Below are 18,842 nucleotides of genomic sequence, written 5' to 3' on the forward strand. Positions count from 1 at the left end.
CAACCTGCGGCGACAAACGATGTAATTCAGGTTGTCGGAATCGCCACCCACACCGACACTATTAATTTCAATCCGTCCGCGGACTATATTACTCATACATAATTAAGGACGTCGGACGTCCTTATATTGAGAGCTCTTTTCAAATACCTGTCGTTTATGGTATTTTTTTGTATATTTGGCATATCTAATTAAAATATTATGCTTTCAATAGCAATACCAAGCAGAAACGAAATATTTTTGAGAAAAACAATTCTTGATGTATTGGCTAACGCTACCGGAGAAATTGAGATTTTTCCTGTTCTGGACGGATATGAACCGCCAAGCGAAGAAATTGTTGATGATCCCAGGGTTCATTATTTGCGGATTCCTTTAGGGGATGGGAAATGCCATAAGCGCCAGGGCATAAACATGATGGTCGATGTATGCAAGGGAGAATACGTTTCTTCTCTGGATGCGCATTGCATGATGGCCAAAGGATTTGACGAACAGTTAGCCAAAGATCATCAGCCAAACTGGGTGCAAGTTCCTCGCAGGCACAGATTAGACGCAGAAAATTGGTGTCTGCAAACCCAGTCCGATAACCGGCCGCCAATTGACTATGAATATCTAATGTTTCCCTTGAATTATCACCGCATGTCAGGCTCGCCCAAAGAGCCAAAGAAAGATTACCATCCGGCATTGCACGGCTTTAAGTGGGACGCGAGAACTCTGGCCCGTTCCCACATCCCGACTGACGAAACCATAACCATACAGGGAAGTTTTTGGTTTATGACCAAGGACTGGTTTCGCAAAATAGATTTAATGCAGATAGAAGGATTCAGCGGGTGGGGACAAGAAGGAGAGGAAATTTGTTTTAAAACCTGGTTATCGGGGGGTAAGGTGATGGTCAATAAGAATACTTGGTACGCGCATCTGCACAAGGGACCCAAATACGGCCGAATGTATCATATGAGCAAGGAATCAATCAGGAAATGCAATAACTATTCATACGATTTCTGGGTAAACAATCGCTGGGAAAAAAGAATTCATGATTTTGAATGGCTTATCCAAAAGTTCTGGCCGCTGCCAAACTGGCCGGATAACTGGAAAGAACTTCTATCCAAATGGTCTCAATAATAATTCCATCAAGAAACGAGATATTTCTCGAAAAAACGGTCAAAGGTCTTCTCGATAACTGTACCGGTGAGTTTGAAATTCTCGTTGTCTTGGATGGCTACAATCCCCCGGAGAGAAATTCTGATTCGAGGGTCAAGTACATTCTTCATGAAGATAGCGTTGGTATGAGGGCGGGCATAAATTCCGCCGTGAAGATCGCCAAAGGCGAATTCTTGATGAAAATCGACGCGCATTGCGTTGTAGACAAAGGTATAGATGAGAAACTGGCGGCGGATTGCGGGGATAATACGGTTATGATACCGAGGAGATACAAGCTGGACGACGAGAATTGGCGCGCCAATATGAATGAGACGCCGATTGATTACGAGCATTTCATATATCCCCTAAAATACGACCCGGTATCCCTTCACGGATTTAGGTGGAAAAGCAGAGCCGAAGAGCGAAAAGATATTTTAATAGACGATACTCTGACATTCCAAGGCTCATGCTGGTTTATGAAAAAGAGTCACTTCGAAAAGCACAAGTTTCTGAAGGTAAAAGAATTCCACGGCCTGCTTTACGGAGAGCCGGAGGAATTGGGATTGACCACGTGGCTTTCAGGAGGCAGGGTAGTGACGAATAAGAAAACCTGGTATGCGCACCTGTTCAAAGGGAAGAAATACGGGCGTGGCTATTTTATTGACAGAAATCAGGGCAGGGACTGCTATAGATATTCTTATAATTATTGGGCTAACGAGAACAAAGAGGGTTTCATAAAGGTAATAGAAAAGTTCTGGCCGATTCCGGGATGGCCAGCTGACTGGAAAGAACGTTTATGGAATTAACAGTACTTTACTACACATCAAATAGAGAGGATGAATTTTTTGAGAATAAGGTTGTAGAAACAATAATACAGAACAAGGGAGGTTTGCCTGTGGTTTCTGTTTCTCAAAAACACATGAATTTTGGATATAATATCTGCGTGGGAACACAAGATAACTGCTACCATAATGAATTTCGCCAGATACAGTTAGGGTTGCTGGCCGTGAAGACGCCATATGTGATTATCGCCGAAGCAGATACGCTTTACCCGCCGGATTACTTTGCGTTCAGACCGCCAGAAAGAGGGCATGCTTATATGTATGACAATGTATGGGTTCACTACACTCGATTCAACGGTAAACCTAAATTTTGGTTCAAAAAAAACAGTGATTGCGCTCAAGTAATCGACAGGAGTATGTGGTTGGAAAAGATCAATAAGGTCTTAGATTCGACCCCCAAATGGACATCAAAAGAAAATAAAGAATCTTATCGGATACAATATCGGGCAAATGGAGCGTGTATGTGGAACGGTAATCCGGTGGTCACATTCAAAACCCTCAATGGAGTTAAATCAAACACGGCTACCAAGAGGGGGGTTCCTCCACGATATAGCTTGCCATATTGGGGAAGCGCTATAGAACTTAGAAAACAAATGTTTACATGAAAAACTTAATGATTTACATAAATCCGTTAAAAGAATTTACCGAAGATTATATACGCCTGGTTAAGGTGCAGATAGATAATTCTATACGAACATGGGATAGAAAAGATATCTTATTGGTAACTAATTTCCCTTATTCCTACGGGGGGATTAATTCAATAGTGGTGCCCGATGACTTATTTTGTAACCATCGCAAAAGAGCCAGTAAGATAAATGTAATTTGCCACATGATGGATAACTACATGGTAGACGACATGTGCTGGTTTCATGATTTTGACGCGTATCAAGTTGATATATTTCCGGAAGATATATTAGGAAACAAAGACGCGGCCTTTACCGATTATGGGTTTAATACAATGTGGAATACCGGAAGCTTCTTTTTTACCCAGAAAGCAAGGGATATTTTTGAACTTATCCGTCAGACTATGAACGCGAGGGTTGTAAATGAAGAAATAGCCTTAAGATGGCTGACTTCTAGAAATATAAACAATATTAACGAACGGTATATAAAACTTAATAATACTTATAACTTGGGGCGAATGAGACACAATGAACTTACTTTTAAAAAAGCGGATAAACCCATTAAGGTATTCCATTTCCACCCCCGGATGACCCAGCTTTATGAAGAAGTTAAACCGCTTCTCCCAGATCATTTAATCGGAATATTTGAAAAACATGGTTACTAAAATTCATACTTCACAATGGTAACGCTTCTTATAATGACAAATGGCCGCCGGGAATATCTAGAACGAACTTTGTCCACACTGGGGAAACTTCACGGTAATTTTTCGAGAATTCTGATTCATGACGATTCGGGAGATGAAGATTATCGTGATTGGCTTAAACAATTCGGCTACGAGCTTGCCACAACCCAGCGAGTCGGATTCACAAAGGCCATAGTTTCCGCATGGCAAAAACTCAAAGAAGATTCCAATGACTGGGTCTTCCACCTGGAAGACGACTTTATTTTTATGGAGGATATATATATTGACAACATGATTAATGTCATTAAAAATAACGACTATATCAAACAAATCGTGCTTCTCAGACAGCCGATCGGCAACCGGGAGCGAAGAAAAGGAGGGATAATAGCTTCGCACCCTGAACGATATGAAGATAAAACTGACGGTACTAATTATTGGATAGAACATCGAGTTAATTATTCTACCAATCCTTCTGTTTATAATAAATCTCTTATTTACGAACATCCTTGGCCAGATATGCCATATTCAGAACGTAAATACGGGCGAATGCTATTTAAGGATCCAAATGCAAAATGCGCTTATTGGGGCAAAAGCACCGATAAGCCAAGAGTGATACATATAGGAGATGTTAGAAACGGATTTGGTTATTAAATTATGAAGTTTGATAAATACCGGAAAAAAGGGGCCTATCATTGGAAAATGTACGATGAGGACAGATATTACCGCGAGCATGCGCATAGGATAAAGGAGTGGGTAAAAGAAAAAAATATTCTCGATATCGGCGCCGGGGATGGGAGAATAACTCACCTTCTGGGTATAATAGGAGTAGACGATGAACCGGAGGCGGTAAGGTTAGCAATAGAAAAGGGGGCAAATGTGGTGCTTGGCGACGCCTATAATCTGACTTATAAAGATGAAGAGTTTGACTCCGTGCTTTTGGTAGATACGCTGGAACATTTCGAATTTCCGGAAAAGGCGCTCAAGGAAGCAAGGAGGGTTCTCAAATATTATATCTACATCGCCACGCCGCCGAGAGGCATGCTGGGAAGAATGGATAAATATCATTATCAGGAATGGACGGAAGAAGAGCTCGTAAAGTTTGTCGAAGGGCAAGGGTTTACTCTGGAAGGCCGGACGCTTCTTGTTTTGAAAGAGCAGTGCATCTATGCTAAGTTTAAAAAATTATAACTTATGTTATCTGTAATAATTCCATCAAGAAGCGATGCTTATCTGCAAAAAACTGTAGATGATGTTTTAAATAAGGCGAAAGGGGAGGTAGAAGTAGTTGTTGTGCTGGATGGTTATTGGCCCGGTACGATGGTAAGAGATGATAAGCGGGTTATAGTAATACACCACGGAGAACTACGTTCAAATTTCGGACTTCGAACGAGTGTAAATAGAGGCGTATTGGTTTCCAGAGGAAAATATATAATGAAAATAGACGACCATGTCGCTCTTGATGAAGGATTTGATGTAAAGTTGGCCGCTGATTGTAAAGATGATTGGGTTGTTGTTCCAAGATTGTATGCATTAAAAGATGAAGGCTGGACCAAAGATAACGCCGGCAGAGCGCCGTTTGACGCGGGATACGTGACATATCCTCTCAAAGATGGCACACTCTCCGGCAAGCCGTGGTCGGGGTGGCTTGAGAGCAGGAAAGAGATATTGATAGATGATTGCATGCTTTCGGCCGGAGCGTGCTATTTTATGAAACGGGAGCATTGGAATAAACTTGGCCTGCTTGATGAAAAGAATTATGGCGCCTTTCCATCTTTTGAGAACTTGGAGGTATGCCTCAAGACATGGCTAGGCGGCGGCAGAGTGGTAACAAATAAAAAAACCTGGTGCGCGCATAGATGGGGAGAAAGGGGACCCAAACATAAAGGTTGGGATTATTCAAATGAACAAGTCAGAAAAATACACGAGAATAGACGTGCGGCAATAAATTATACGAACGATTTTTGGTTAAACAACAAATGGCCGGACAGAATCTACGATTTTGACTGGCTTATAGATAAATTCTGGCCGGTTCCCGACTGGCCCGAGAATTGGAAAGAAGAAATAAGAAAATGGTCACAGCAGCCATAATTACAATATATGGGTAAAAATATAATTGAATGGGGGACTCACTTGCCGCTCTTGGTGAGAATGTTTGATAAAACCGAAGGCGATGTTTTGGAGATGGGAATGGGGCATTTTTCCACTCCGGTATTAAAATGGCTTTGCGAGATGAGCGGAAGAACTTTGTATTCCTATGAAAGCAAAATGGATTGGTATGAAAAAGCTGCTAGCGAAAGCAAGCCTTTTCATAAAGTGATTTTTTGCCAAGATTGGGCAAGCGCGGATATAGAACGGCATTGGGGGCTGGCTTTTATAGACCATAGTCCGATGAGGGAAAGATATATTGACATAAAAAGGCTGGCCAATTATGCCGACATTATTGTCATACATGATACGCAACCGCAAAGCGACTGGGTTTATCGCTACAGCAAAATTTTCCCTTTATTCAAATACCGTCTGGATTTTTCTAAATATATTCCCTGGACAAGCGCGGTCAGTAATTTTATAGATGTTTCAAAACTTGGTTAAAAAAATTCTCGATATAAATATGAAAAAAGTCTGTCTTGACCTCCACGATTTTAGTGTTGTGAATAATCGGCTAGACCTTTTGTTGAAACTTAAGGAGCATTTTCCCGGCTTTAAAATTTCTCTTTTTACCGTCGCTTCGGATATAAGCGCGGATTGGGGGCCGTTTTGTATTCGGAAAGATATGCTCAAAGAAATCAAAAAACATCTTGATTGGATACAGATAATTCCGCACGGTTTAACCCATAATAAAGATCTGGAATTCTGCGATTACGATATTTTCAAGTATGAAATTATGCCGGCCGTTACAGCTGCTTTTGAAAAGGACGGTCTGCCTTTTCAAAAAGGTTTCTGCGCGCCCCATTGGAGGTGGAGCGAGGGCGTGGTGAGGGCGCTGGATGAAGAAGGATGGTGGGGAGCGGTGGACAGAAACCAGCCCCAAATGCTTTCTACCAAAAAGTTTTATAAATGGTCGCATAGTTTGCATGAGCCTTACCATGATTTTAATACTGAAGTTTTAAAACTTCACGGCCATGTTTATGGACTCAAAAATGATTTAGGCAAATGCCTTCCCGCTTTATTAAAACTGCCCCAATCGGTTGAGTGGCATTTTGTGACTGATTTTTTGGAAGACTTAAATGGGGGACAATTACACGCATGAAACCAGCGATAATATATTACACATCAAACAGGGAAAAAGAAGAGTTTGAAAACAAAATCAGGCAGAATATCCTGAATGTTTGTGGCGGAATACCTATTATTTCCGTATCCCAAAGGCCAATAGATTTCGGAAAAAATATATGTGTCGGCGAAGTCGGCATTAATGACGATAATTTATTCAGGCAAGTCCAAATTGCTTGTCAGAACACGGATGCCGATTACATAATATCTACGGAGTCGGATGTCATTTATCCCAAGGATTACTTCAAATTTATTCCCTCGCGCCTGGATCAAGTTTACAGAAGCGACAACATATGGATTTTATACAAAACAAGGCCGGGGTATCATAAAAAAGAATATTCTGAAGGGGGCCAGATAATCGGTAGGGAATTTTATCTATCTATACTTGAAGAGGCGCTTCAAAATTTGCCCATGTGGAATCATTCCACCTTGTATGTTAACGGAGGTTCCAATAAAATAAGAAATCCTTTCGTAAAATTTAGATGGGAATATTTTCATACCGACCCTATCATAAGCGTAAAAACCGGCGATGGGTTAAGGCATTTCGGAGGAATGTCGCATGGGCGCGAAGAAGACCTGCCTATTTGGGGAAATCATGAAAAATTAAAAAAAGAATTCTTTATTTAAATGGATACGCTAAATTTTATTTGCAATCGATATAAAATTGATTTAAACGAAACTTCGTCTCCAATTAAAATACCCGTGAGCCGGTGGCATGACATGGGTTGTTTATTCAACGATCTAGGATTTAGAAAAGGAGTTGAATTGGGGGTATATAGAGGGAACTTCACGAGTAGGATAGCTAAGAAAGCTCCCAATTTGGAGTTGATAGGCGTTGACGCTTGGACTGCTTACCCCGGTTACAATGATTATGACGCAAAGGACTTAGAAAATGAGGCCTATGTTGAAGCGATGGCAAGGACCAAAGGATATAAAAATGTAAAATTTATCAAAGGCTGGTCTCTCGATGTCGTTAAGCGGTTTGAGAACGAGTCGCTGGATTTTGTCTTTATTGACGCAAACCATAATTACGAATATGTGGTTGCCGATATCGCGTCTTGGAGCAAGAAAGTCCGCAAAGGAGGCCTGGTGTTGGGACATGATTATTTTAAAAATCGCAAGTATAATTTTGGAGTCGTAGAAGCCGTAAATGGCTGGTGTTCCGCTTATGACATAAAACCATTATTTACGTGGGCGGATAAATGTCCATCGTGGATGTATGTAAAAAGATAATATGAATCCGACTAAAATATCCATTATTATAGCGATTTATAATAGCCATGGAGCTGTGGCCAGGCAAGTGAAGCATTTCAAGGCGATGAATTTGCCGGATGATATTGAGTTTATTTTTATGGACGATGGCAGCAACCCGCCGCATAAAATTGAGGATTACGAACTTTCGAACCTGCGCATTCATTACACTAACGATAAGCGTCCTTGGACCCAAGGTCTGGCCCGCAATGCCGGCGCCAAATTAGCGAAGGGAGAGTATCTTTTTTTTACAGATATTGACCACATAATTTCAAAAGAAGCTATTGAAGCGGTTTATGAATTTACGGGCGATAAAATGGTTTTTCCGCGCCACTTCGGAGTTTTACTGGAAGACGGCGTTCTTTCCCAAGAGCCATCAGTTTTAGAAGAGTATGGCATGGATATGGGAAGGCTGAAAACTGAAAGGGGCTTATACGCCAGCGTTCACGGGAATACTTATGCTATAAAAAAGACGACATTCGAAAGGATTGGGGGCTATTCGGCCAGATACTGCACTTACGGCCACCACGCTCCTTCAAGAGGAGGAGAAGACGGTCATTTTAATCATTTGTGGAATCGTTATGCCAAAGCTAACGGTATACAATCAATTTGGGGCCCCAAGATATATATTTTCCCAATCGGCCAATATCATGTGCGAGGTGATTTAAATCCCAAAGGTTTATTTCATAATTTAAGCCATGATCAGGCCCCGCAGCCTCTAAAAGAATGAAAATCGTAATTTATGAAATACAACCTAAGCATTCTTATCCCCGCTCGCAACGAAGAATTCCTCAAAAAAACAATTGAGGATATTTTGAGCAACATTGAAGGAAATACGGAAATTATCGCCGTCTTAGACGGCTATGAGACAGAACTGCCGGACGATCCAAGATTGAAAGTAATATGCAATCCGGAAAGCAAGGGCCAACGGGCCGCTACCAACCAGGCCTGCCGGCTTTCGGAAGCAAAATATATAATGAAATGCGACGCTCATTGCGCTTTTGACAAAGGATTTGACGTCAAGATGACAGCCGAAATGAAAGATAACTGGACGATGATTCCGGTTATGAGGAATCTCCATGCTTTTAATTGGGTTTGTCCGGACGGGCATAGCAGATACCAAAGTCCTTCCGGCCCGTGCAAAGAGTGCGGCAAGCCCACAATCAAGGATGTGGTCTGGATAGCGAAAACAAACCCGCAAAGCACCGCTTATTGTTTTGATCAGGAACCGCATTTCCAATATTTCAGAGGATTCAAAAAGCGTCCCGAATATAAAAAAGATTTAGAAATAAATTTAACGGAAACAATGTCTATTCAGGGCTCTTGTTTCATGCTTACTCGCGACAAATACTGGGAACTAAATATTTGTGACGAATCTTTCGGCTCATGGGGTTCGCAGGGGATTGAAGTGGCATGTAAAACATGGCTTTCAGGAGGCAGGGTAGTGGTTAATCACAAAACATGGTATGCCCACATGTTCAGGACGCAGGGCGGCGATTTTGGTTTTCCTTATGAGAACCCGGGCAGTAAAGTCCAGCAGGCGAAGAAAACGGTAAGAGAAATATTTTTTGATAATAAATGGGACAAGCAAATCCGCCCGTTGTCATGGCTTATAGAAAAATTTTGGCCGGTGCCGGGCTGGACGGAAGAGATGAGAGCAAAAATCAAGGCCTGGCCGCTTCAGAATCAAAATCGTGGAATCAATGTTTCCACGATTTCGCCGGTCGCGCCGACTAAGGGCATATTGTATTATTCGGACAACCGGCTAAATATCAAATTTGCCAAAACTATCAAGAAACAGATCGCAAAATCGGGGCTCAATATCACGTCAGTTACATTGAAGCCTACTAACTTCGGCACCAATTTTGTAGTAAGCGGGGAAAAGGGATATAAAACAATGTATAAGCAGATTCTCAAAGGTTTGGAAGAGATAAAGGAAGACATCGTTTTTCTATGCGAGCATGATGTTCTGTACCACCCGAATCATTTCCTCTTTACCCCAACCGACAAAAACACTTTTTACTATAACGGCAACTATTGGTTTTTAAGACAGAAAGATGGCTTCGCGGTTCATTATAATGCCTCGCCTTTATCGGGGCTGGTGGTTTATCGGGAGGCGGCCATAAAACATTTCAGGGAGCGGGTAGAAATGATAGAAAAACTTGGCAACGATTATAGGCCTCGCCACATGGGTTTTGAGCCGTTTACGCACGGCAGGATTAGATGGAATTTTTGGTGTAATTTTGAAAACTTTATGCCGGCGTTTCCTAATATAGATGTTTCTCACGGAGAAAATTCCACTTGGAAGCGCTGGAATCAAAAAGATTTCAGGCGCAAGCCGACATTCTGGGAGGAGGGAAATATAGATACTATCCCCGGTTGGGATAATGTCAGAAAGTTGTTGGGGTAAGTAAATACTCCTTATCCACAGCTAAAACTTGTGTTTTTTCGAAATACCGATTACAATTGAACTGGAGGTAACACCCATGGTAGCTTCCAGTCCACATATGCAAAAATCAGAAATATTGAATATTTTAAGGGCGAACAACACAGTCTTCACATTCAAGGAGATTCTTTTGGCATCCGAAGGAACAAACACCTTGTTATTAAAAAGAAGGTTGAATTATTATGTCAAAAAAGGTGAATTATACTCAATCCGGAGAGGATTTTATGCCAAGGACAAAAACTACGATAAGCTTGAATTAGCGACTAAGATTTACACCCCTTCCTATATAAGTTTTGAGACGGTTTTAAGACAGGCCGGTATGATATTTCAGTATTATGAGAGAATTTTTATTGCCTCATACATTACCCGAGAAATTACTGCCGATAATCAGACCTATGAATATAGGAGAGTAAAAGATACTATTTTGACCAATTCTGTTGGCATAGAAAAGAAAGAATATTACTCCATTGCTTCTCCCGAGCGCGCATTTCTTGATGTGTTGTATGTTAGTAAGGATTATTATTTTGATAATTTGCGTTCTTTAAATTGGGATAAAGTGTTTGAACTGCTTCCTATTTACGCAAATAAACGAATGGAAAAAGTTGTAAATAAAATATTCAATGGCGCTCAACATCGCAATTCATAAGAATATCATGATTAAGATATTGAAAGATATTTACTCCGATGCTACTATCGGTCCCATTTTAGCTTTCAAGGGTGGGACGGCGGCATATTTATTTTACGAATTAGATCGTTTTTCGGTGGACTTGGATTTTGACCTCTTGGATGCTGAAAAAGAAGATTATGTCTTTGAAAGAGTCAGAAATATTTTAGAGAAATATGGCACATTGAAAGAGGCCAGCAAGAAAAGATTTAATCTGTTTTACTTGCTCTCATATTCTGAAAAAATTAAAGGTGGACAGAATATTAAGCTTGAAATAAATCGGAGGGATTTTAATTCTAAATATGAAGTAAGGTCGTATCTAGGTATTCCCATGAAAATAATGGTGCGAGAAGATATGGCGGCTCACAAGATAGTCGCGATGTTTGAGAGATTTGGCACTACGAATCGCGACATCTTTGATGTTTGGTTTTTCTTGCAGAATGACTGGCCGGTCAACAAAGAGATTATAGAAAAACGAACCGGCATGTTGTTCAGGGAACTTTTAGAAAAATGTATTGAACTGCTTGAAAAGATGGACAACGGCAGCATATTATCTGGTATGGGAGAGCTTTTGACTCCAAAACAAAAAGATTGGGCCAGGGCAAAGCTTCGAACTGACACTATCTTTCTTTTAAAATTAAGATTAGAAAACGAAAAATCAATGAAATTCTAGTCGGAGAAGCGCTGGAATCAAAAAGATTTCAGGCGCAAGCCGACATTCTGGGAAGAAGGAAATATAAACACCATTCCCGGTTGGGATAATGCGAGGAAGCTGTTATCAAGAAGCCAATAAAATTAAAAATTAAGGACGTCCGACGTCCTTAATATTGGCCTACTTAAATTGTTTATTATTAACATGTAACATAATGGTAAAAAACATGCAGAAAAGTAAAAAAATAAAAATCAAATTATTCCAGCCGTATGTTTCTCCGCTGGCCAGAAAAATGGTCCAAAAAGTTTTATCGGGAATCTGGATAGCCGAGGGCCCGATGGTAAAAGAATTTGAAAAAGAATTTGCCAAAAAATTCAATCTGAAAAACGTTGCGGCAGTTAACTCCGGCACCAGCGCCTTAGAGCTGGCTTACGAACTCGCGGATATCAAATCGGGCGATGAGGTAATCACACCGGTTTTAACTTGCGTGATTACCAATGTTCCTTTGGTAAGGCGGGGAGCGAAAATAATTTTTGCCGATATAGATTACGATTTGAATATGAGTATTGAAGATGTCAAGAAAAAAATAACCCCAAGAACCAAGGCGATAGTTTTTATGCATTTCGGAGGAAATAACCGCGGGCTGAAAGAATTGATTAAAATATGCAAAGAACGGAAGATTTGCCTCATTGAAGACGCCGCCCAAGCGGTCGGTTCCGATTTTTGGGGGAAGGCTGATTTTACCGCCGTCTCGCTTCAAGCGATTAAAATGATAACTTCCGGGGACGGAGGATTTTTGATATGTAAAAATAAAAAAGATTGCGACAAGGCCAAGCGGCTGCGCTGGTTCGGATATGACAGGGACAAAAGAGCAAAACTGGGAGATATTGATTTAAAAGAAGCCGGATACAAATATCAAATGTGCGATGTCGCGGCTTCTATAGGTTTGGGCAATTTGTTGTCTATTGATCCTGTTCTAGCCCATGGAAAACGCCTACAAAAAATTTATAAAAAATACGGACTGAAACCCCATGCCTGGGTATCGGTGGGTTTCACTGATAATTATAAAAAATTAAAAGAACTTTACGGCCGGGAGGGGATAGAAATAGGAAAAAATCATTTTCGTAACGATAAATACACTTTGTTCAAAAAATTTAGAACCCCTTTACCAATAATGAACGAATTAGAGCATAGGTATTTTATTGTGCCAAGCCACTATGCGGTACCGGAAAAAATTGCCCATAAAATCGGCCGGATTTTTGTGAACAGTAAATTAAATTTAAAATGAAATGACTGATTTAAATAATGAAAATCCGCCATGGTATTCCTCGTATGAGAAAAATAATTACGGAGATTTGTTTTACGCGCTGATGCGCATTTATAAACCCAAGAAAGTTGTTGAATTGGGTACTAAAGCTGGATACAGCGCTTACCATATAGCAAGGGGGCTTAAGGATAATAGAAGAGGCACTCTGGACTGTTATGACTTGTGGGAGAGGTATGAATTTAAATCGGTACCTAAATCGGTTGCCGAGAAAAATTTAAAAAAATTTAAAGATATCATAAAACTTAAACAGCGCGACGCGATTGGAGTAAATAAGTTATATAAAAAAATTGATATTTTACATGTTGATGTCAGTAATGAGGGCGGAATTTTAGAAAAAATAATACCGAACTAGATAGATAAGACACGCCAGCTTATAATTATTGAAGGCGGCTCACTAGAACGCGACAAGGTTGAGTGGATGATAAAATATAAAAAGATACCGATAAGAAAATGGCTTAAAAATTTCGCTGACAAGAATGGAGATATTGAATATTTGATGATAGAACCGTTTCCTTCCATAACTATTATCTGCAAATTAAAAATTAAGGACGTCTGACGTCCTTAGATTATGAATAAAATTATTACAAATCAAGAAAAGAACGCCCCGATTTCTAACGGGGTGAAATTAAATTTAGGTTGCGGTAAAGAGCATAAAGAGGGATATATCAATATTGATATTCAAGAACCTTGCGATTTGAGGCATGATTTAAGAACCCCTTGGCCGTTTGACGACGGTTCGGTTGATGAAATATTCACCGAAGATACTGTCCGCATTTTTTCGCTCAAAGAATGGGAGAAGGTTAAAAAAGAGATGGCCAGGGTTTTAAAACCCGGCGGCAAGCTGGAGATTATCTTCCCGGACTTTGAATACATACTTAATGCTTTTTTAAAAAATGAAGACGGAAGAAGATGGAGTTGGTGGTGGCGGGTAATCTTTGGCTCTCAAGAGAACGACGAATACCGTGATATTTGCAAAAACAGTTTTACTTATAAAAAATTATTGGCCGAGTTATTTAAGAAAGGGATGATAAACTTTAAAAAACAGCGATTAGAAGAACAACCGGGCTATATCCATTTAACTTGTCATAAACAGCCAGTTGACTATAAGATGCCGCATTCCCTAAGAGTTTTAATCGGAGTGCCAATTCATATAAATTATCCTATAGAAAAATGCTTGGGATATATCTCTAAATTGAAATACCGGGCAGACCTTTTAATGGTAGATACTTCCTCTGGCCTTGGCTATCTGGAGAAAGTGAATGGGTACTGCGCTAAATACGGGATAAAGAATTATAAGATAGAACATTTGGAAATTAATCAAGAACAAGGAGAGGATGAAAGAATCGGCCGCTCAAGGGAGATAATCCGGCAATATGTTCTTTCCCATAATTACGACGCATGGTTTTCCGTTGAATATGACAACATCCTGCCGGCTAATGCCTTGGACAAACTGGTCGGGTTGATGGAAGAAGGCAATTTTATGATGGTATTCGTCCCCGCATTGGCAAATAAAATTCTTTGTGAACCCACTACTAATTTTGGTTGCGCTTTAATCAGGCGGGAATGCTTTGAAAAGCATGGTTTTTTGTCTGAATATGATGCGATCAAATGTTGGCATGGAGTGGAGGTTTTTTTCAAAAAACGTTTCATTAAAAGCAGAAACTATTCCGACGATATTTACGAAATGGTTTAATTAACATATCGTTACTGATAATTCCTCGGAAATTTTTAAAACGAAAATGAAAATCCTTATCGGCACGCCAATCCATATTTGTAAGGACTATTGCATGGAGCGATGGCTCCAAAACGTAGTCGAACTCCGTCTAAAATATCCGGCCGATTTGCTTTTGGTTGATAATTCCCCAGGGCTTGAATATGTGGAGAAAATGAAGGGGTACTGTGCGAAATATGGAATAAAAAATTATAAGATTGAACACATAGAACTTCCCCAGGAAAAGGTTTATCACGAAAAAATAGCCCGCTCAAGGGAGATAATCAGACAAGAAATGCTTGCCCATGATTATGATGCTTGGTTTACATGGGAATCCGACCAGCTCATACCAACCAATACTTTGGGCGAACTGGTTAGGATAATGAAGGGTGGAAATTTTATGATGATTAATCCCAATAACTGGGCAAGGGGGGTTCCCGATCAGCCCAATACCGACCACGGCCTTTCTTTAATTAAAAGAGAAGTTCTGGAAAAGCATGGTTTCCTGCTTGAGTTTGGCACCGATCCTGAGATGCCAAAAAACTGGGACGAAAGCGATGCTTGGTTTAAGAAACGCGTTCTAAGGGATGGAGGCAATTTTATTGAACTTTATGGCGTTATTGAACCAGTTTATCACTTAAACGAATAATTTATGCAACTTGGAATAACCACAATTCAACGCGACAGAGCTCCATGGATAAAAGAATGGGTTGCATTTCATTATTTAGTCGGCTTCAGGAAATTTTATATCTATACTCACATGTGCTTGGATAACACGGAAGAGATTCTTAATGGTTTAAAAAATAAATTTGACATTACAATAATTCCGGTGGGGCCAGAGGTTGAAACGGCCCAAATGACGTCTTATCAGCATTCCTGCGACAATTTCCTGAAAGAAGTGGATTACATGGCGTTCATTGATAGTGATGAATTTTTATTCCCCACAGCTCATGATTCTATGGAAACTGCGCTGGCTGAATTTAACGATAAAAAAATATCCGCCCTAGGTGTTTATTGGTCGTGTTTTGGAAGCAGTGGATATATTGAAGAACCGCCCGGTTTGATTATTGAAAATTATAGACGCAGAGCCGATGGCAATTTTGAGGCCAACCACCATGTAAAAAGCATTGTCCGCGGAAGGCAAGCCGCCTCATCCGTTCAAGTTGGTGAGAACGCGCATTTATTCAAAACTCCTCTTGGCACATTTGATGAGAATCTAAGGCCGATTACCTGCGGTCTTGAGATAAACTATGAGCCCACATATGAAAAATTTCGTATTAACCATTATATTTGCCAAAGCCGTTCATATTTTTTAAATTTCAAAAAAATTAACGTGGCGATTTTCAAGGAAAGAATTAAACCGGAATCCTGGTGGGAGGAACATGATATAAATGATGTTTTAGACAATTCAACGGACAAATTTATCGGGCCATTAAAAAATATTTTAAATTCCATATGAATCCCGTTAGAAATAAAAAATCAGAGATTTTTGCCGACACGTCTGAAGCGAGTCGGATTTCTAACGGGATGAAAATCCTCATCGGCACGCCAATCCACGAATGCAAGGATTATTGCATGGAAAGATGGCTGGAGAATGTTGCCAAACTTCAGCAACAGACCCCTGCCAATTTATTTTTGGTAGATAATTCGCCCGGGTTGGATTATGTGGAGAAAATCAAAAATTACTGTGCGAAATATGGAATTACGAATTACAAAATAGAACATTTGGAAATCAATCAGGCGCAAGGAGCGGACGAGAGGATCGGCCGTTCAAGAGAAATAATCAGGCAGGAAATTCTTTCCCATGATTATGACGCTTGGTTCTCCTGGGAATGCGACCAAATTATACCGGCGAATGCCTTGGATAAATTGATTGATATAATGAAAATAGGGGATTACGCGATGGTTAGCCACGGTTCATGGTCAAGAAAAAATCCCGGTAGTCCCGAAAATGATTTAGGATGCGCTTTAATAAAAGGAGTATGCTTAGAAAAATACAGTTTCTTGCTTCAAGAGTACTGGGACCTGACTCGGTCTTGGCATGCCGGCGCAAGATGGTTTAAGCATCGTTTACTTAAAGGCGGAGACAATTATATTGAGGTCTATGGAGTAGTCGCTCCCATATACCATTTAAACGAATGAAAATACTTATCGGCACACCAATTCATATCTGCAAAGATTATGCTATGGAAAGATGGCTTAAAAGCGTATCCGAGCTTACTTACCCTCACGATTTTATGATGGTTGATAATTCGCCTGACGAATCATATCTGGAAACGGTTAAGGGCTATTGCGCAAAATACGGCATCACCAACTATAAGCTGGTACATGTTGACGTTGACCAAAAGTTGGGCACTGACGGAAAGTTATCCTTTGCCAGAGAAATAATAAGGCAGGAGATTTTAACAAAAGGATATGATGCCTGGTGTACTTTGGAGTGCGACATCATTGCTCCGCCAAACGCTCTTGATGAATTAGTCAGATTAATAGCCGATTGCATGGAAATTAATCACTCCTATCCATCCAGAATAAATCCAAAGGAGATGATGAGCGGTTTCGGGCTGTCTTTAGTTAAAAGAGAAGCGCTTGAGAAATATGAGTTTATCGGCCAGTACGGCGATTGCGACCCGGAGATGCCCGGTATTTTTCAGGGAGGAGAAAGCTGGTTTATTACAAGGGTTATTAGAAATGGCGGTAGTTGTATTGATGTTTCCGGGGTTATCAAGCCAATTTTTCATCTGGATAAATAGTTAGCATATAGATATGTCTCAATATTATTTCACAAACGACGCGCCTACCGGAAACGACCCTTCAACTTGGGGTTGGAAGGGAGCATGGGATGACGGCACCACCACTGCGGTTACCAAACGGCTTGGAGAGGCCATTGGAGCGGGGGGCTTTACATCAATAGGCACCGACGAAGGGACGAGTTCTGTTGCTGATTTTGATATTGCTCTGGGCCGGTGGGTCTCCGACCCATTAAGTAATGCGGTCTCATTTGCCACCAATGATACCTGGCAGGCAATTTTTGGTGTGAAGGAACAAAACCTCGCGGCTAATTTTGTTTCGCATGTTCATATCTGGATTTCCAATGGCGATGCCGACTCGGTCAAGTCAACATTGGTCACCGATGCTATTGCCAGTGCTACGCCTAATGATGCCGAGGAATGGCCAACAACGGCTTCTGGCACAGGCAACTTGTTTGCTAATAGCACCACCAACGCTCTTGCCGATGGGCTTTCGGCCGCCGCGGGAGACCGTATCATTGTTGAAGTCGGTTATCGAGCTCTAAATACCATAACCACTTCTTATGCCGGCACGATGTATTATGGCGGCGCTACTGGCGCCGATTTGCAAGACGACAATGCGGGAGGCACCAATCCAGGATCAAACCCGGGTTGGATATCGTTTACTACAACTATACCAAGCCCTTCAGAAAGTCCTTCTGTCAGTCCTTCTTCTTCACCATCACTTAGTCCATCATCTTCCGAATCACCGTCCCTTTCGCCCTCGGCGTCGCTAAGCCCCTCAAGTTCCGTTTCTCCGTCTGAAGTGCCGCAATCTTCTTCCGAATCACCTTCGCTTTCACCGTCATCATCTGAATCACCGTCGCTAAGCCCTTCAGCATCTTTATCTCCATCCTCATCCGTTAGTCCTTCACTCTCGCCATCCAGTTCGCAGTCGCCATCGCTTAGTCCATCAGCTTCTCTATCGCCCTCAAGCTCCGCGTCGCCGTCTCTTAGCCCCTCAAGTTCTGAATCACCGTCACTCTCGCCATCAGCTTCTCTGTCTCCGTCGGCTTCTGAATCGCCATCGCTTTCACCATCGTCTAGCGAATCGCCGTCCCTTTCTCCCAGCTCCTCGCTCTCTCCGTCATCAAGCTTAAGCCCGTCTAGTTCACAGTCACCTTCGCTAAGCCCATCAAGTTCTGAAAGCCCCTCGCTTTCACCGTCAGCATCAGCTTCTCCGTCATCATCCGTCTCGCCATCGCTAAGTCCATCGAGTTCTGAAAGCCCCTCGCTCTCTCCGTCAGCGAGTCTTTCTCCATCCTCATCCGTTAGTCCTTCGCTCTCGCCATCCAGTTCGCAGTCGCCATCGCTTTCGCCATCGGCATCTTTATCACCCAGCGCTTCTGAGAGTCCTTCGCTCTCGCCATCGGCTTCTGAATCGCCGTCCCTTTCTCCCAGTGCCTCGCTTTCTCCTTCAGCGTCGCTTAGCCCTTCATCTTCCGAGTCACCTTCA

General features: G+C 41.4%; 26 protein-coding genes. 23 read left to right on the forward strand and 3 right to left on the reverse strand.

Annotated elements, in window-relative coordinates:
• Positions 1-198 precede the first annotated feature (198 nt).
• The 23 genes from HYW79_00280 (at position 199) to HYW79_00390 (ending at position 17,350) form a co-directional block, all read left to right on the forward strand.
• A complete protein-coding gene (locus HYW79_00280) occupies positions 199-1,116 on the forward strand; it encodes a glycosyltransferase family 2 protein (protein MBI2634977.1) in 918 nt (305 codons plus the stop codon).
• On the forward strand, positions 1,104-1,940 hold the full coding sequence (locus HYW79_00285) for a glycosyltransferase family 2 protein (protein ID MBI2634978.1): 837 nt from the start codon (positions 1,104-1,106) through the stop codon (positions 1,938-1,940). The genes HYW79_00280 and HYW79_00285 overlap by 13 nt, the downstream gene beginning before the upstream one ends.
• Positions 1,931-2,581: a hypothetical protein gene (locus HYW79_00290; protein MBI2634979.1), complete on the forward strand. Its 651-nt coding sequence runs from the start codon at positions 1,931-1,933 to the stop codon at positions 2,579-2,581. Before HYW79_00285 ends, HYW79_00290 begins: the two co-directional genes overlap by 10 nt.
• Before the next feature lie 8 nt (positions 2,582-2,589).
• Complete coding sequence (locus tag HYW79_00295) at positions 2,590-3,264, forward strand: hypothetical protein (GenBank protein MBI2634980.1); 675 nt, start codon at positions 2,590-2,592, stop codon at positions 3,262-3,264.
• A 33-nt stretch (positions 3,265-3,297) separates the two neighbouring features.
• Positions 3,298-3,933, forward strand: coding sequence for a hypothetical protein (locus HYW79_00300; protein MBI2634981.1), 636 nt, complete (start codon positions 3,298-3,300; stop codon positions 3,931-3,933).
• 3 nt (positions 3,934-3,936) lie between these two features.
• Complete coding sequence (locus HYW79_00305; GenBank protein MBI2634982.1) at positions 3,937-4,470, forward strand: class I SAM-dependent methyltransferase; 534 nt, start codon at positions 3,937-3,939, stop codon at positions 4,468-4,470.
• Positions 4,471-4,473: 3 nt separating this feature from the next.
• Complete coding sequence (locus HYW79_00310; protein MBI2634983.1) at positions 4,474-5,370, forward strand: glycosyltransferase family 2 protein; 897 nt, start codon at positions 4,474-4,476, stop codon at positions 5,368-5,370.
• A gap of 9 nt (positions 5,371-5,379) precedes the next feature.
• Complete coding sequence (locus tag HYW79_00315; GenBank protein MBI2634984.1) at positions 5,380-5,871, forward strand: hypothetical protein; 492 nt, start codon at positions 5,380-5,382, stop codon at positions 5,869-5,871.
• A 19-nt stretch (positions 5,872-5,890) separates the two neighbouring features.
• Complete coding sequence (locus HYW79_00320) at positions 5,891-6,529, forward strand: hypothetical protein (protein MBI2634985.1); 639 nt, start codon at positions 5,891-5,893, stop codon at positions 6,527-6,529.
• The gene (locus tag HYW79_00325) at positions 6,526-7,176 is read left to right on the forward strand and encodes a hypothetical protein (protein ID MBI2634986.1); all 651 of its coding nucleotides are present in this window, start codon (positions 6,526-6,528) and stop codon (positions 7,174-7,176) included. The genes HYW79_00320 and HYW79_00325 overlap by 4 nt, the downstream gene beginning before the upstream one ends.
• Positions 7,177-7,782 carry a class I SAM-dependent methyltransferase gene (locus tag HYW79_00330; GenBank protein ID MBI2634987.1) on the forward strand — a complete coding sequence of 202 codons (606 nt, stop codon included), beginning with the start codon at positions 7,177-7,179 and terminating at the stop codon, positions 7,780-7,782.
• A 1-nt stretch (position 7,783) separates the two neighbouring features.
• A complete protein-coding gene (locus HYW79_00335) occupies positions 7,784-8,530 on the forward strand; it encodes a glycosyltransferase family 2 protein (GenBank protein ID MBI2634988.1) in 747 nt (248 codons plus the stop codon).
• A gap of 12 nt (positions 8,531-8,542) precedes the next feature.
• Positions 8,543-10,210: a glycosyltransferase family 2 protein gene (locus HYW79_00340; GenBank protein MBI2634989.1), complete on the forward strand. Its 1,668-nt coding sequence runs from the start codon at positions 8,543-8,545 to the stop codon at positions 10,208-10,210.
• Positions 10,211-10,307: 97 nt separating this feature from the next.
• Positions 10,308-10,892, forward strand: a complete 585-nt coding sequence (locus HYW79_00345) for a hypothetical protein (GenBank protein MBI2634990.1) — start codon at positions 10,308-10,310, stop codon at positions 10,890-10,892.
• A complete protein-coding gene (locus HYW79_00350) occupies positions 10,867-11,583 on the forward strand; it encodes a nucleotidyl transferase AbiEii/AbiGii toxin family protein (GenBank protein ID MBI2634991.1) in 717 nt (238 codons plus the stop codon). Before HYW79_00345 ends, HYW79_00350 begins: the two co-directional genes overlap by 26 nt.
• Positions 11,584-11,788: 205 nt before the next feature.
• Positions 11,789-12,850: an aminotransferase class V-fold PLP-dependent enzyme gene (locus HYW79_00355; GenBank protein MBI2634992.1), complete on the forward strand. Its 1,062-nt coding sequence runs from the start codon at positions 11,789-11,791 to the stop codon at positions 12,848-12,850.
• Position 12,851: 1 nt separating this feature from the next.
• Positions 12,852-13,241, forward strand: coding sequence for a class I SAM-dependent methyltransferase (locus tag HYW79_00360; GenBank protein MBI2634993.1), 390 nt, complete (start codon positions 12,852-12,854; stop codon positions 13,239-13,241).
• A gap of 66 nt (positions 13,242-13,307) precedes the next feature.
• A complete protein-coding gene (locus tag HYW79_00365; GenBank protein ID MBI2634994.1) occupies positions 13,308-13,445 on the forward strand; it encodes a hypothetical protein in 138 nt (45 codons plus the stop codon).
• A 12-nt stretch (positions 13,446-13,457) separates the two neighbouring features.
• On the forward strand, positions 13,458-14,582 hold the full coding sequence (locus HYW79_00370) for a methyltransferase domain-containing protein (GenBank protein ID MBI2634995.1): 1,125 nt from the start codon (positions 13,458-13,460) through the stop codon (positions 14,580-14,582).
• Positions 14,583-14,628: 46 nt separating this feature from the next.
• The gene (locus HYW79_00375; GenBank protein ID MBI2634996.1) at positions 14,629-15,249 is read left to right on the forward strand and encodes a hypothetical protein; all 621 of its coding nucleotides are present in this window, start codon (positions 14,629-14,631) and stop codon (positions 15,247-15,249) included.
• 3 nt (positions 15,250-15,252) lie between these two features.
• The gene (locus tag HYW79_00380) at positions 15,253-16,059 is read left to right on the forward strand and encodes a glycosyltransferase family 2 protein (protein ID MBI2634997.1); all 807 of its coding nucleotides are present in this window, start codon (positions 15,253-15,255) and stop codon (positions 16,057-16,059) included.
• Positions 16,056-16,742: a hypothetical protein gene (locus tag HYW79_00385; protein ID MBI2634998.1), complete on the forward strand. Its 687-nt coding sequence runs from the start codon at positions 16,056-16,058 to the stop codon at positions 16,740-16,742. The genes HYW79_00380 and HYW79_00385 overlap by 4 nt, the downstream gene beginning before the upstream one ends.
• On the forward strand, positions 16,739-17,350 hold the full coding sequence (locus HYW79_00390; protein MBI2634999.1) for a hypothetical protein: 612 nt from the start codon (positions 16,739-16,741) through the stop codon (positions 17,348-17,350). The genes HYW79_00385 and HYW79_00390 overlap by 4 nt, the downstream gene beginning before the upstream one ends.
• A gap of 24 nt (positions 17,351-17,374) precedes the next feature.
• Here the strand turns inward: HYW79_00390 and HYW79_00395 are convergent, their stop codons facing one another.
• From HYW79_00395 to HYW79_00405, 3 genes are all read right to left on the reverse strand, one after another.
• Positions 17,375-17,605, reverse strand: coding sequence for a hypothetical protein (locus HYW79_00395; protein MBI2635000.1), 231 nt, complete (start codon positions 17,603-17,605; stop codon positions 17,375-17,377).
• A 69-nt stretch (positions 17,606-17,674) separates the two neighbouring features.
• Positions 17,675-17,866, reverse strand: a complete 192-nt coding sequence (locus tag HYW79_00400) for a hypothetical protein (protein ID MBI2635001.1) — start codon at positions 17,864-17,866, stop codon at positions 17,675-17,677.
• A 60-nt stretch (positions 17,867-17,926) separates the two neighbouring features.
• Positions 17,927-18,842 (reverse strand): hypothetical protein (locus HYW79_00405; GenBank protein MBI2635002.1); only part of this gene is annotated, 916 nt, incomplete at its 5' end.

It is taken from the genome of Parcubacteria group bacterium (genome assembly GCA_016186325.1).
GTDB lineage: Bacteria > Patescibacteriota > Minisyncoccia > UBA10092 > UBA10092 > JACPHB01.